Here is a 13,959-nt window from a genome sequence, read left to right as displayed (position 1 = left end):
AATAAATCTTTAAAGAGCTAAAAGAACGAAGTTATTTAATGAAAAATAATGGCTCTACTAAAGTAGCGACTCCAGCAGCGATCGCTTCTGCTAAAATACTGACAACACGGAATAAAGCCACAACGCTGATCAATAAACCTGGAGAAAATTGTTGATCTAAAAGTGCGATCGCAGTGGCTTCAAATACTCCAATTCCCCCAGGTGCGCCAGGAATAACTAAACCCAACACCCATGCCATACTAAATGTACTCAATAATTGAGGAATTTGGTTAAAATGCACAGGTGTTAGCGCCATCAACGTTAATAAAAAACCACTCCCACGCAGTACCAAAAAGCCTATCTCTCCTAACAAAGGCAAAAACGGGTATTGTTTTAACTTAAATATTTCCCCGTCAGTTGCCTTTCCCTTGAAACGACTCAATAATTGAATAAATAAGCTTAAAATACGGGGATGAATGCCAACACCTACGACAATTAAACAAATAACTTGTAACCAGCGACTTTCGCTGCTTACCTGACTGCCACTAACAGCCATTAATAAAGCAGCAGCAGCCATTAATAATGGTTCGAGTAAAACGCTTAAAGTAGCAGCACCTATTGTACCTCCGGCATTGGTCACTGCGACAACGCGACCATAAAAGTGCCAGACATTACCAGGTAAATATTTAGCCAAATTAGTTTTCAGGTAAACTGGAATTACCCATCGCATACTTACGGGTTGATTGAGTGAATTTAAAATCCCACCCCAGACCCAGCCAGACCAAGTATGAGCGATAATTGTCACCAAAAGTGCGATCGCTAAATTTACCCATCCGGTGCTACCAATACGAATTGCTGCGACTTCGGAAGCATGATCCTTCAAAGCTTTGAGCAAAAAAAACAGTGCCGCACCAATGATTACCCAACGCACGTAAGGTTTGAAGTCCGACCAAATTTTCCTCATCAGAACAACTTAATATATAACAAAAAATTTATTTTACTTGTTCGGATAATTACACTAAATCCTTACGTCTAAAGTTATATACAAATCAGTTGAATGCTCGAACTTAAGATTAGCGGCTGATTTTAGCTTTCTACCAACTAACTGATAAAATTATCAAATAAGAGCAAATTCACTTCACACTTATAGTACTTAAATGAACATTTAGCATTCTCTACGCCTTCGGTCATAGTTTAAATCATAGTACCTTTATAGCCCTAGACGGATTCGTAATCGAGTATAAACCCATAATCTGATTTATAGATGCCTAGCTGACTTTTATCAGACATCACAACTTATTTAGCTGCTGGCAAAAATTTTTCCGGTTTTTAGAAGAGGAGAATCTTTTAATATGAAACGTACTACTTTATCAAAATTTGTCGGTGCTGGCGTTCTAAGCATGAGTCTGGCTATGGGAACCCTAGCTATGCCTAGTTATGCTCAAAGTGGCACTGGTACTGGCACTGGTACTAGCACTGGTACAACTCAAACTACTACAGATACCACACAACAAGGCGATCGCGATTTTGATTGGGGCTGGTTAGGTTTACTCGGTCTACTAGGTCTAGCTGGTTTGACAAAGAAATCACATTCTGAACCTACACGCTACCGCGAACCAGGCGAAGTAGGAACCGGAACTGGAACCCGCTACTAAAAATAAGTCCTAAGTATTATTGCTATTTAGCAGCCAACAGTCAGACAAACAGTCAACCGTTGGCTGCTGGTTTGCTTTTCATCCTTGAATTAGCTAACTCCCCATAGTTAAGCTGATATTGACATCAAAGTTCCCACGCAACTACAAATAAACTAGAGAGGGCTTGAAAATATCTATCTCAAGCCCTCTTTAATTTTGAAGCGCATAGATTGAGCAAAAAAATACTTGTCTTAAACAATTCTTAAATAAACTTTTGCTATTAACTCTATGCAAATATAACTATTAGGAATTATCTCTCTCTAGTTAGAGAAAAGTCATTTCAGTATGACTGACAATGTGACTTAGGCTAGATGAATCAATAGGCTTTTGATCTTTAATCTTGATAGTTGGTTAGGTAATTGGAGGAAAGTGTGAAAAAGTTAAGTAATTTATTCAAAAGAGTGCGGCTCCGTCAAATTTTAAGCGTATTTTTCGTAGGATTTGCACTATTTATTACCACCGCTTGCAATAACGGTACTGCAACAGGCGCTCGTCCTGAAAACCCCCCTGTACAAATGGGAGGAGCTAACAATCCTCATAAGGGTGATGGGGATGGTTATACAAATTACAAGATGTCTACCGACCCTAGCGTAGGCGGTAAAAGCAGTGCCAAAGGCGATCGCGCCGACTTACAAGTAATTTCTCCACAACTGATTGCAGCCAATAGCGACCAGTTACTTTACCCAGGTACTGGCGGTAATAACAGCCAGAAGCGTGAAATTACACCTGGTGCCGCAAAAGTACTAGAAGCCCCACAAATTCCTGCTCAACCCCAACCCGTCCTCAAACGCTCTGAGCCTGATGCAGACATCTTAGAGCGAGTAGGTGATACCTTCAAAGATGCTAGTGCCTTTATCAAAGATAAGGCTGATGAAGCAAGCGCCAGACCTGAAGCGAAAAGAAATCCTGCTTTAGAAAAGTAATTACAAGAGCAGGCTTTTAACTTAACCTTTGAAATTTAACATCTATCATTTGTCAACAATTGCAATATTTGTTTTTCAAAACTTGTAGAAGTTGACAGCTAAATTCACTCAAAAATCACAAAAGGAGTTGTTTAATGAATAAAGTAACTAATTGGTTCAAAAATTTGCGTCTAGGCAAAGTAATTACAGTATTTTTGTCTGCAATGATACTGTTTGTGACTACAGCCTGCGGTGGCGGTGGAGTCATGGCAAAAACTGCTGATGTAGTGAGACCAGAAGTACCTGGGGGGGCTGTCACTTCTAAACATCAAGGTGGGATGAATGACTTTAGTGATGTTGATCCTCGTAAAGACACCTCAGAAGCTGCTGCTAAAGCCAAAGGTTTGATCGATAATGCTGAAAGTAACGTTATTGATCAAACTGGTAGCGTTGGAGAAAACACCAAACGTATTCTTGATAAGAAGGGTGAAAACGCCAGAGATTTTAACAAGAACATTGACCGCAGTACCGACAAAGCACAAGACAAAGCTCAAGGTACATTAGAAGATTTCGCTAAAGGGACAAAGAAAGGAACTGAAAATATCAAAGAAAATACCGGAAATGCTGTAGAGGGAGCTAGTAAGGATGCGCCTGATGCTGTTAACAAGGGTTTGAATGCTGCTAAGAAAGGCTTAGACAAAGTTTCTAATGCAGGTAAAGAAGTCGGTCAGAATGCTCAAGCTCTAGATACAGCAGAAGACGGTTCCAGTGCTATTCACAATAAAGTTAAGACTAATGGTCGTTAATATTAACGTGAATTAGATCAAGTTTGTGATGGGATTGATTAATCACCACTAGGTATTAACTAAGCCTTTAGCAATTCCTATCCAGTCAGGTTCGCCACAAGCGCCTGGCTGGTTTTTTAGTGAGAGGAGGGAGGGGAAAAGGCAATTGTTAATCGTTAATTGATTTACGATACCAATTGTTGAGTACTATCTGGTGAATTTCTCGCCAAGGAAGTTGATTTTTTCTTGCTAACTCTGCACAATCTTCATATTCTGGCTGGACATTTTGGATAGTTTTTTTACCAAGATGCTCACTCCAAGCAACTTTAACGCGAACTAAACCAAATTCTGTCTGTACCTGCTGAATTTCTCGCTCTAAAATTGCTCGTTGCTGGGTAAAACGTCGAATACCTAATGTAGTAGTTTCTTGGAAAATAACTGTTTCACAAGCAGACAATTTTTCTGGATGGCAAATAACTGTTAATAAAACACCAGGGCGAGACTTTTTCATCCCGATTGGTTGAGTAAAGACATCCACCGCCCCAACAGCAAATAGTGCTTCAAATACATAGCCGATCGCTTGAGGACTTAAATCATCAATTTGGGTTTCTAATACCGAGATAGTTTCTAAATGAGGTGATTGGCGATCGCTCTCAAACCCAGTCCCCATTCCCCAGTCACTAACCACCCCTTCTCCAACCCACAGTTGCAGAATATTAGGAATAGGTAAATCGCGAGAACCAGCACCATTACCAATACCTTGAATTGTCATTGCTGGCGGGGAACCAAATTTAGTTGCTAAAGTAACTGCGATCGCACCTCCAGTGGGTGTAACTAATTCTTTCTCAATGCCATTGCTGTAAACTGGAACCTGACGCGATTCATACAACTTTAACACGGCTGGAACAGGCACAGGCAATACACCATGAGCCGCCTTGACAGTACCACCACCTGTGGGTAAAGCAGAGCAGTATAATTGCTCAACTCCCAGCCAATCCAACCCCAAGCAAGTCCCGACAATATCAACGATCGCATCTGTAGCACCCACCTCATGGAAATGTACCTCTTCTGGCGCTACCCCATGAACTGCCCCTTCTGCTACAGCCAAACGTCGAAAAATAGCCAGACTCCACTCTGCTGCCCGTGTTGGTAAATTAGCTTGATTAATTAGTTGTTCTATTTCTGGTAAATGTCTGTGAGCATGAGAGTGATGGTGATGTTCGTGAGAATGTTGGTGTAATAAATCTACATATACTTTTGTCGCCAACTGATGATTGCGGTGAACCTTTTCTGCTCTTAACTCGTACTCAGACTCAATACCCAAAGCTTTAAGTTTTTCAATTAAATATTCCAACGGAACACCGACATCCACCAGCGCCCCAAGGAACATATCGCCAGCAATTCCCGTTGGACATCGAAGATACGCTAACTTGGTCATAGGTCACTGTTAATTGATAATTGATAATTGTTAATTGATAATTGTTAAAATGGCTACTCTTTACACAATTCATCCTGATACGCCCCAAACGCGGCGAATAGAACAGATTATTGATGCCCTGCGAAATGGCGCTGTAATGTTATATCCCACTGATACTGTCTACGCAATTGGCTGTGACATCAACTCCAAGTCAGCAGTAGAGCGTGTGCGACGAATTAAGCAGCTATCTAATGATAAGCCCCTGACATTTTTGTGTCATTCTTTGTCTAATATTGCTCAATATGCTACTGTAAGCGATGCCGCCTACCGCTTAATGAAGCATTTAATTCCAGGACCATATACATTCCTGCTGCCTGCTACTAAGTTAGTACCCAAGCTAGTCCAAAATCCCAAACGTAAAACTACTGGTATTAGGGTTCCAGATCATCCAGTGTGTATGGCACTGTTAAATGCCTTAGAGAATCCTATTATTTCTACTTCCGCCCACCTACTTGATGATGATGGAAATGCCCCTACATTAAGTATGGAGCGAGTCCAGTTGTTTGACGAGTTAGATAAATTGGTCGATGTAATTATAGACAATGGCACTGAACCTGCGATGGAAGTGTCTACTATATTAGATTTGACAAGCGAGGAACCTGTGATGGTGCGTAAAGGTCTAGGTTGGGAGGCAGTTATGAATTGGGCGACACCAATAGGCAATCTTTAATCGGTCATTGGTCATTGGTCATTGGTCATTGGTTATTGATAATTGGTAATTCTAAAAAACTATAGGTTATAAATCACCGACTACAGATGACTGACTACAAATAAATGATTAAGCCACTTCTGCTGAGTGTCCACTACCAAGCCTGTAAACGTCTTGGTGTTTGCAGGTATTGAGCAAGTTGTTAGCAGCCGCAATGCCTTTGCAGTCAAAGTTTACAGCTATCTACCGCAATTAGGTCGCAGTAGGTGGTTTGGCAGAGCTTAATAGTGACTTAATATTTAGTGACACAAGCTCTGCCCAAAAAAGATTTGTAAGGGCATACAGTCGAATTGTAGACAGTTGAGACGGTGAAACCTTGTGGAGGGCAACCACAATAGCAATCCCTCTAGGCGTGTCGCTGCATTCGATAACTGTAGTCATCAGGGGCGCTACCATGAATACCAACACAGCAAATTTAGTCACGGAAATTTCCACAAGTAATACAGACCCTCAGCCATTATCAGTGAGGGAAACACAGATGCAGAACCTGACTGAGTTGTTGGTTGAGGAACTGCGATCGCAAATCGGTTCGGCATCCCGAATGCAGTCAGTGGCAAGCAGAATAGCAATGGAAGTGGAGCGGATTTGCTCTAAGAGCGATCGCATTCAGAATTCTGGTGAGGTTCGTTCTTGGCAACTTTCCTTAGCACGTCATCGTTTGCAAAAGTGCTTATCTTACTACAACTTAGGCTCAAAACAAGGACGTATTGAACTACACAGCATCCTCAGTGCTATAGTTTATCGTTATATATCGCCGCCACAATCCCATCTAGGTTTTCAAGCTCGCTACAGCTTAATTGAAGATTTTATGCAGGAGTTTTATGCGGAATCTCTCAAAGCTTTCCGCCGTGAAAATCAACTGCCCGATAATTACACTCCTCGTACTCTGCTAGAACTCTCAGAATATATGGCGTTTACCGATTTATACGCCAAGCGCCGGATTACTTTACCAAATGGGTATAGCCAGCAGCTAATTGTGTTACGCGCACAAAGTTTTGCCAAACGCCAGCCCGCAGAAACTGCTATTGATATTGAGCAGGCGTTTGAGTCAGCTAAAAGTGAGGAAGGTGAACTGCAACAGCGTTCACCAGCAATGCAACAAGTGCGATCGCAGTTAGTCTCATCGACTCCTGATCCCACTGATGCAGTATTGCGCGATCGTGTAGTCTCTGAACTACTACAATACTTAGAATCTCAAGGTCAGTCCGACTGCGTAGATTACCTAGTTTTAAAAATGGCAGACCTCTCAGTGCCAGAAATAGACTCTATTCTAGGTCTGGCACCACGCGAACGTGACTACCTGCAACAGCGTTTTAAGTACCATGTCGAAAAATTTGCTCGTGCTTCCCATTGGGAATTGGTGCATCAATGGTTAGGTGCAGAAATTGATCAAAAGCTAGGTATGCCAACTCAGCAGTGGCAAGCCTTTTTTGAGCAACTTTCTCCCCAACAACAGCAGTTATTACAACTTAAACAAGCTCAAAAAAGCGATGACGAAATTGCTAAAACCCTCAAATGGACAGCTAAACAAGTGCAAAAACGTTGGTCTCAACTGCTGGAATTGGCATGGAAAACCCGCAACTCAGAAATTCAAAAATAAAATTTTGAACCTCATGCGCCTCTAGCTTCCTCCAAATCTTTGATTTGGGCAGGCTAGTTCATTTAGATAAGTATCATAAAATAACCTAAAAACATCATTAACTTTACGTGAGTGAAACAACTTCTGAGTTTAGTTTAGGGATATGGTTTCAGCGTTTGTTAGCCGCGATTCTTTTGGGCGGGCAGGTGCTAATTCATATACTCACAGGAAAAATTAATCGTTACAACACCCTCGACCAAATGGCAGCAGTTGGTCCAGGCTCACTGTTAATTGCCATGCTAACGGCGCTTACCGTTGGCATGGTTTTCACTATTCAAGTAGCACGAGAGTTTATTAGCTTAGGCGCAGGCAACGCCGTCGGCGGTGTCTTAGCGTTAGCATTAACCCGCGAACTCGCTCCGGTACTGACGGCTGTAATTGTAGCAGGGCGAGTCGGCTCGGCGTTTGCGGCAGAAATTGGTACTATGCGCGTTACAGAGCAAATTGATGCTCTCTATATCCTCAAAACTGACCCAGTTGATTATTTAGTTATTCCCCGCGTAATTGCTTGCTGCTTAATGCTGCCAATTTTAACCGTTTTGTCAATAATGGTCGGCATGAGTGGGGGAGTCTTTATTGCTACCAATTTATACGATCTTTCACAAAAGACATTTCTAGATTCTGCACGTAACTTTTTAGATACTTGGGATTTATTGAGTGCAGTAATTAAAGCATTTTTCTTTGGCTCACTTATTTCTGTAATTGGTTGTAGTTGGGGCTTAACCACTACAGGAGGAGCAAAAGGAGTTGGTCAATCTACAACTGCTGCTGTGGTGACATCTCTACTGATGATTTTTATTTCTAACTTTTTCTTGTCATGGATCATGTTTCAGGGGACTGGTAGCGCAATTACGAAGGGATTTTAGGGAGGAGAGAGGAGAGAGGAGGGGTTCAATAAATACTGGCAAATCTTTACGCCCTAATGTATCACTAATAGCGTCATCCAATCAGTAAGGCGATCGCCCTTGACGGGTTTATCTTCCCTTATGCAAAAAAAACATGGAAATTATGCAAAAAAAACATAAATCGAAACATTTTGTAAATATTGATACTTATTTGCCTACTTAATACGCATAAGTTATTTCCAAGGGAGGATTACGGCTTTCAACCCCTCGGACTCAGCAGAGGATATTGGCTTTTCTGTTTTTACAGGGCTTTGCTTTGCAGAGGAGGCAGAGGAAGTAAAAATGTTTTGCTCAAAACATCTGCAAGCCTTATCCACACATACCCACAAGTTTTGAAGTATCAATTCAGTAGTAAAAATGACGCAATTTTCTAGAAGAAGATTTATTTTAACAGCAGGAGCAGCTACAGCCACGTCATTACTAGCTCATGGTTGTGTGTTTTATACAGGGCCAGTTGATACCATTAAAAGAGCCTCCGTTGCTAAGGCTGCGAATGCACCGCAAGTAGAAACAACTTCTGCCAAATTAGGATTTATTGCCTTAACTGATTCTGCCCCATTGATCGTTGCTAAAGAATTGGGGTATTTTGAAAAGTACGGCATGAAGGATGTGGAAGTTGTCAAACAAGCTTCATGGCCTGTAACTCGCGATAACTTAGAATTAGGTTCTGCTGCTGGTGGTATTGACGGGGCGCATATATTAACTCCCATGCCTTACCTGATGACAATGGGTAAGATTACTAAGCAGCCAGTACCAATGTATATATTGGCACGGTTGAATACTAACGGTCAGGCAATTTCTGTCGCCAATTTTTATAAAGATTTTAAAGTAGGTTTAGACAGCAAACCAATAGTGAGTGCGATCGCTAAAGCTAAATCTAATGGAAAAACCGAACCAAAATTTGCCATAACTTTCCCTGGCGGTAATCACGATTTGTGGATGCGCTATTGGTTAGCTGCTGGCGGTGTTGATCCAACTCAAGATGTTTCCGTTGTTCCCGTACCACCACCACAAATGGTAGCGAATATGAAAACAGGGAACATGGAAGCATTTTGTGTAGGTGAACCTTGGAACGCCCAATTAGTTAACCAAGGGCAAGGTTACACCGCTTTAGTAACAGGAGAACTGTGGAAAGATCACCCAGAAAAAGCTTTTTCCATGCGTGCAGATTGGGTAGATAAAAATCCGAATGCTGCCAAAGCAATATTAATGGCAGTACAAGAAGCACAACAATGGTGTGAGAAGTTAGAAAATAAAGAGGAGATGTGTAAAATTGTCTCCCAATCCAAATGGTTTAAAGTTCCCGCAAAAGATATTATTGAACGTTCCAAAGGCAACATTGACTATGGTGATGGACGCGCACCAGTTAAAAATAGCCCATTAATGATGAAATTCTGGGCAGATTATGCTTCCTATCCTTTTAAAAGCCATGACTTATGGTTTTTAACAGAAAATATTCGCTGGGGCAATATTCCAGAAAATACAAATACCAAAGAACTTGTAGATAAAGTTAACCGAGAAGATTTGTGGAAAGAAGCAGCCAAAGCGATTGGTGTGCCAGATTCCGAGATTCCGAAAAGTAGTTCTCGTGGAGTTGAAACATTCTTTGATGGCATCAAATTTGATCCGGAAAAACCAGAAGAATATTTAAACAGCCTCACAATTAAGAAAATTTAGCCAATATCCAGTAGCAATAAATCATCTCAATGTCTACTAGCTAAAAGCTAATCACTAATCGCTAACCGCTCATCAATAGGAGAAAAAATGACTGGACAAACTGCTCGTCGTCAAAGCAACAGACTACCAAATATGGCGAGATCTTGGTTTAAAAAACAAACCAAAGAACTTGTGCCACCATTGATTGCGATCGCAGTTTTTTTGGTAATCTGGCAAATACTTTGTCCCCCAGGCTCAAAAGGTTTACCAGGGCCATTACAAGTATTAACTGATACGTGGTATCCCTATATTATCTTTCCTTTCTTTAACAACGGTGGTACAGACAAAGGCTTAGGTTGGCAAATCTTTGCTAGTTTACAACGAGTAGCTATTGGTTTTTCTTTAGCTACCTTTGTGGGAATTGGTTTAGGGATTTGGGTGGGAACTAATAAAGTTATATATCGTGCTTTAGATCCCATGTTCCAAGTATTTAGGACTATTCCCCCTTTAGCATGGCTACCAATTTCATTAGCAGCCTTTCAACAAAGTAATCCCTCAGCTATTTTCGTAATTTTTATTACCGCAATTTGGCCAATTATTATTAACACCACAGTTGGCGTACAACAGATTCCCCAAGACTACAGGAATGTTTCCAGAGTTTTACGTCTGTCCAATCGGAAGTATTTTCTCAAAATTTTGATTCCAGCAGCAGTTCCCTACATTTTTACAGGTTTAAGAATTGGCATAGGTTTATCTTGGTTAGCAATTGTGGCGGCTGAAATGCTAGTAGGTGGTGTAGGGATTGGTTTCTTTATCTGGGACGCTTACAACAACTCCTTACTCAGCCAAATTATTCTAGCGTTGCTGTATGTCGGTATTGTTGGTTTGATACTAGACAGAATGGTAGCTTTTCTCGCCTCTCTAGTTGTACCAGAAGAACAAAAGTAATTTGGGATACAAAGCTTTGGGATTTTAGATGTTTAGATTGCTAATTAGTAATCAAAATCTTAATCCATCAATCCCACCGAAAAGCTAAAGATTGGGTAGAAACACATATTTTCAGTGAAAAAATCTGTCTACCCTACCGCGCTACGCGCTATATCTGCCTTCTAAAAAAACTGATTTCCTAGAAAAAGCCTAAAAGCCTAAATTACTATGTCTGTATTTGTTGAAGTCGATCACGTTGATAAAATATTCTCTCTAGCTAATGGTGACACCTACGTCGCCCTGAGAAATATCGAACTAAAAATCAATCAAGGTGAATTTATTTCCTTAATTGGACACTCAGGCTGTGGAAAATCCACCTTATTAAATATGGTGGCTGGTTTAGATAAACCCAGTCACGGCGGAGTAGTTTTAGAAGGTAAACAAATTACATCACCTGGTCCAGATAGAATGGTGGTGTTTCAAAATTATTCCTTGCTACCTTGGCTAACGGTATATGAAAATATTGCCTTAGCTGTAGATGAAGTATTAAAAGATCAGCCTGGAGGCGATCGCAAAACCATTATCCAAAAACACATCGACTTAGTAGGATTGCGCCACGCAGCCGATAAACGTCCTGGGGAATTATCTGGTGGGATGAAACAACGAGTTGCGATCGCCCGCGCCTTAGCTATCCGTCCTAAAGTACTTTTACTAGATGAACCCTTTGGCGCATTAGATGCTTTAACTCGCGGTGGTTTGCAAGAACAACTAATGAAAATCTGCGAAGAAAGTCATCTTACGTGCATCATGGTGACACATGATGTAGACGAAGCATTACTGCTATCTGACCGAATTGTGATGTTAACAAATGGACCAGAAGCACACATTGGACAAATTTTAAATGTAAATATTCCGCGCCCACGCCACCGTTTAGAAGTAGTAAACCATCCCAGTTACTACAAAATGCGTAACGAGATCATTTACTTCTTAAATCAACAAAAACGTGCGAAAAAACGCCAAATACAGGAAGCTGCAAGTAAACCTGTATCACGTCCTGCCAAAGTACGTCAAGGACTAGAAAAAGTTACTTTAGATATTGGCTTTTTACCTTTAACAGATTGTGCGCCATTAATTGTTGCTAAAGAAAAAGGCTTTTTCCAAAAGCACGGAATTGAAGAAGTTAACTTACATAGAGAAACAAGTTGGAAAGCGATCGCATCAAATATTGCTACCAAACGCTTAGATGCTGCCCAAATGGTTGCTGGTATGCCCCTAGCAATGACACTAGGTATGGGCAACAACAGCCCCCTCCCAATAGTCACCTCCTTAATTCTCAGCCGCAATGGTAACGCGATTACATTAAGTAATCAGTTTTATGAGCAAGGAGTACGCAACCTTAAAGATTTAAAACGGATAATTTCACAAACCAACGAGCAAACTTACAGCTTAGGTGTTGTGCATCCTTCTTCCATGCACAATTTAATGCTGCGTTATTGGTTAGCTTCAGGTGGTATTGATCCAGATAAAGATGTAAATTTAGTAGTCTTACCACCATCACAAATGGTCGATCGCCTCAAATCAGGCGAAATCGACGGCTACTGTGTAGGCGAACCTTGGAACTCTCGCGCCGTACACGAAGGTTTAGGCTTCGTGATTGCCACAGATTTAGATATTTGGCAAGGAAACCCTGAGAAAGTATTAGGTGTCCGTGAAGATTGGGCAAACCAATATCCTGAAACCCATCTTGCTTTAGTAAAAGCCCTTTTAGAAGCTTGCGAATACTGCGATCATCATCAGCATCGCCAAGAAATCCTGCACTTGTTGTGTCAACCACAATATCTAGATTCATTACCAGCTTATGTACGCCCTGGGTTTATTGCTCCCTACAACCGAGGGACTCACGAACAACCCCGACTACTTCCACGCTATCACCAATTCTATGTAAATCAAACCAACTGTCCAGGCAGAGTTGAAGGGTTATGGATTTTAACCCAACTGGCGCGTTGGGGTTTGACACCCTTCCCGAAAAACTGGATAGAAATTTTAGATCGAGTGCGACGAGTGGATTTATTTGGTGAAGCAGCTAGACAACTAGGATTACCAGATAAGGAACCAGATCGGGCATCATTTCAACTGTTCGATGGCATGGTATTTAACCCCGACGATCCACTTGGTTATCTCCAACGCCTAGATATACACCGTGAAATCCAAATCAAAGAAATCATCATTGATGCGGTGAATACAGCAGCAGCCTAAAGAAATGCCTTAAAAAGACTTAGAGCCTATCGGTAAAAGTCCTTTTAAGAGTATTTAACCGCAGATAAACGCAGATAAACGCAGATATTTAAGAGTGATTATCTATTTTGAAAGATAGGCTCTTAATGACCAATGACCAATGACCAGCCCTCCTGAACTTCTTTCGCCTAAAAACTCAAAACTTAACTTAATAGTATGCAAACTACTACCTCAGCCCTCAACCCTCAGCCCTCAGCCCTGAAGCGCGATCCTTTTCTTGTTATAGATAACGTTTCCAAGGTCTTTCCCACTCCCAATGGCTCCTTTATCGCCTTGGAAGATGTTAACCTCACAGTTTATGAAGGTGAATTTGTTTGCTTGATCGGTCACTCTGGTTGTGGCAAATCAACATTATTAAATATGGTGGCTGGGTTTAACAAACCTACAAGTGGCGAAATCACGCTACAAGCCAAGCGCATCACAGAACCAGGTCCAGATCGGATGATGGTGTTCCAAAACTACTCCCTGCTGCCTTGGATGACCGCTTATGAGAATATCTACCTCGCGGTGGATGCTGTCTATGCAGATAAACCAAATTCCTTTAAAAAAGAGATTGTTGAGGAGCATTTGCAGCTTGTGGGACTAACAGAAGCAGCGCATAAAAAGCCATCGCAGTTGTCTGGGGGGATGAAACAAAGAGTTGCGATCGCCCGTGCATTAGCAATACGTCCGCAAGTCTTAATTTTAGATGAACCCTTTGGGGCATTAGATGCCATTACCAAAGAAGAATTACAAGAAGAACTACTAGCAATTTGGCGCGAACACCGAGTCACAGTGCTAATGATTACCCATGATATTGATGAAGCACTGTTTCTAGCAGACCGTTTAGTAATGATGACCAATGGCCCCGCAGCAAACATCGGTGAAGTCTTAGATATACCTTTCTCTCGTCCTAGAAACCGTGCTGAAATTATCGAAGATCCCGATTACTATAATTTGCGTAACTACGCCCTCGACTTTTTGTTTAACCGCTTTGCTCATTTGGATTAGC

General features: G+C 41.3%; 13 protein-coding genes. 11 read left to right on the top strand and 2 right to left on the bottom strand.

The features are described from left to right. Window positions 1–31: 31 nt before the first annotated feature. Window positions 32–943 carry a lysylphosphatidylglycerol synthase domain-containing protein gene (locus tag CRI9333_RS18025; RefSeq protein ID WP_015204606.1) on the bottom strand — a complete coding sequence of 304 codons (912 nt, stop codon included), beginning with the start codon at window positions 941–943 and terminating at the stop codon, window positions 32–34. Window positions 944–1,331: 388 nt separating this feature from the next. Here CRI9333_RS18025 and CRI9333_RS18020 point away from each other — a divergent pair, with 388 nt between their 5' ends. The 3 genes from CRI9333_RS18020 to CRI9333_RS18010 all read left to right on the top strand — a co-directional run bounded on the left by CRI9333_RS18020 (window position 1,332) and on the right by CRI9333_RS18010 (window position 3,381). After that, window positions 1,332–1,634: a WGxxGxxG family protein gene (locus CRI9333_RS18020; RefSeq protein WP_015204605.1), complete on the top strand. Its 303-nt coding sequence runs from the start codon at window positions 1,332–1,334 to the stop codon at window positions 1,632–1,634. Window positions 1,635–2,044: 410 nt separating this feature from the next. Beyond that, window positions 2,045–2,596 (top strand): DUF6658 family protein, encoded by a 552-nt coding sequence (locus CRI9333_RS18015; protein ID WP_015204604.1) that lies wholly within the window; start codon window positions 2,045–2,047, stop codon window positions 2,594–2,596. A 134-nt stretch (window positions 2,597–2,730) separates the two neighbouring features. Then, window positions 2,731–3,381 carry a DUF6658 family protein gene (locus tag CRI9333_RS18010; protein WP_015204603.1) on the top strand — a complete coding sequence of 217 codons (651 nt, stop codon included), beginning with the start codon at window positions 2,731–2,733 and terminating at the stop codon, window positions 3,379–3,381. A gap of 148 nt (window positions 3,382–3,529) precedes the next feature. Here CRI9333_RS18010 and larC read toward each other — a convergent pair whose 3' ends face one another. Then, window positions 3,530–4,798, bottom strand: a complete 1,269-nt coding sequence (gene larC, locus CRI9333_RS18005; protein ID WP_015204602.1) for a nickel pincer cofactor biosynthesis protein LarC — start codon at window positions 4,796–4,798, stop codon at window positions 3,530–3,532. A gap of 49 nt (window positions 4,799–4,847) precedes the next feature. On the opposite strand from larC, the gene CRI9333_RS18000 reads away from it, so the two are divergent. The 8 genes from CRI9333_RS18000 (at window position 4,848) to CRI9333_RS17970 (ending at window position 13,958) form a co-directional block, all read left to right on the top strand. Then, a complete protein-coding gene (locus tag CRI9333_RS18000; RefSeq protein ID WP_015204601.1) occupies window positions 4,848–5,507 on the top strand; it encodes an L-threonylcarbamoyladenylate synthase in 660 nt (219 codons plus the stop codon). A 126-nt stretch (window positions 5,508–5,633) separates the two neighbouring features. Then, complete coding sequence (locus CRI9333_RS26870) at window positions 5,634–5,771, top strand: hypothetical protein (protein WP_157462348.1); 138 nt, start codon at window positions 5,634–5,636, stop codon at window positions 5,769–5,771. A 169-nt stretch (window positions 5,772–5,940) separates the two neighbouring features. Continuing rightward, the gene (locus tag CRI9333_RS17995) at window positions 5,941–7,146 is read left to right on the top strand and encodes a HetZ-related protein (RefSeq protein WP_015204600.1); all 1,206 of its coding nucleotides are present in this window, start codon (window positions 5,941–5,943) and stop codon (window positions 7,144–7,146) included. 107 nt (window positions 7,147–7,253) lie between these two features. Next, on the top strand, window positions 7,254–8,051 hold the full coding sequence (locus CRI9333_RS17990; protein ID WP_015204599.1) for an MlaE family lipid ABC transporter permease subunit: 798 nt from the start codon (window positions 7,254–7,256) through the stop codon (window positions 8,049–8,051). 396 nt (window positions 8,052–8,447) lie between these two features. Then, entirely contained in the window at window positions 8,448–9,767 is a 1,320-nt protein-coding gene (locus tag CRI9333_RS17985) for a CmpA/NrtA family ABC transporter substrate-binding protein (protein ID WP_015204598.1), read from the top strand. 132 nt (window positions 9,768–9,899) lie between these two features. Beyond that, window positions 9,900–10,694: a nitrate ABC transporter permease gene (gene ntrB, locus CRI9333_RS17980; RefSeq protein WP_232229437.1), complete on the top strand. Its 795-nt coding sequence runs from the start codon at window positions 9,900–9,902 to the stop codon at window positions 10,692–10,694. A gap of 207 nt (window positions 10,695–10,901) precedes the next feature. Next, complete coding sequence (locus CRI9333_RS17975) at window positions 10,902–12,929, top strand: ABC transporter ATP-binding/substrate-binding protein (RefSeq protein WP_015204596.1); 2,028 nt, start codon at window positions 10,902–10,904, stop codon at window positions 12,927–12,929. Between the two features lie 195 nt (window positions 12,930–13,124). Further along, window positions 13,125–13,958 carry a nitrate ABC transporter ATP-binding protein gene (locus CRI9333_RS17970; protein ID WP_015204595.1) on the top strand — a complete coding sequence of 278 codons (834 nt, stop codon included), beginning with the start codon at window positions 13,125–13,127 and terminating at the stop codon, window positions 13,956–13,958. Window position 13,959: the final 1 nt, after the last annotated feature.

Origin of the sequence: Crinalium epipsammum PCC 9333, from assembly GCF_000317495.1 — a bacterium.
Classification (GTDB): Bacteria; Cyanobacteriota; Cyanobacteriia; order Cyanobacteriales; family PCC-9333; genus Crinalium; species Crinalium epipsammum.
Note: the sequence above shows the minus strand (reverse complement) of the source record. Positions and strands in the feature narration are given on the sequence as shown.

What these genes read in the sequence shown, in the direction of transcription:
- CRI9333_RS18025 (WP_015204606.1), bottom strand. Translation starts at nt 943, where the DNA reads ATGAGGAAAATTTGGTCGGACTTCAAACCTTACGTGCGTTGGGTAATC.
- CRI9333_RS18020 (WP_015204605.1), top strand. Translation starts at nt 1,332, where the DNA reads ATGAAACGTACTACTTTATCAAAATTTGTCGGTGCTGGCGTTCTAAGC.
- CRI9333_RS18010 (WP_015204603.1), top strand. Translation starts at nt 2,731, where the DNA reads ATGAATAAAGTAACTAATTGGTTCAAAAATTTGCGTCTAGGCAAAGTA.
- larC (WP_015204602.1), bottom strand. Translation starts at nt 4,798, where the DNA reads ATGACCAAGTTAGCGTATCTTCGATGTCCAACGGGAATTGCTGGCGAT.
- CRI9333_RS18000 (WP_015204601.1), top strand. Translation starts at nt 4,848, where the DNA reads ATGGCTACTCTTTACACAATTCATCCTGATACGCCCCAAACGCGGCGA.
- CRI9333_RS17995 (WP_015204600.1), top strand. Translation starts at nt 5,941, where the DNA reads ATGAATACCAACACAGCAAATTTAGTCACGGAAATTTCCACAAGTAAT.
- CRI9333_RS17985 (WP_015204598.1), top strand. Translation starts at nt 8,448, where the DNA reads ATGACGCAATTTTCTAGAAGAAGATTTATTTTAACAGCAGGAGCAGCT.
- ntrB (WP_232229437.1), top strand. Translation starts at nt 9,900, where the DNA reads ATGGCGAGATCTTGGTTTAAAAAACAAACCAAAGAACTTGTGCCACCA.
- CRI9333_RS17975 (WP_015204596.1), top strand. Translation starts at nt 10,902, where the DNA reads ATGTCTGTATTTGTTGAAGTCGATCACGTTGATAAAATATTCTCTCTA.
- CRI9333_RS17970 (WP_015204595.1), top strand. Translation starts at nt 13,125, where the DNA reads ATGCAAACTACTACCTCAGCCCTCAACCCTCAGCCCTCAGCCCTGAAG.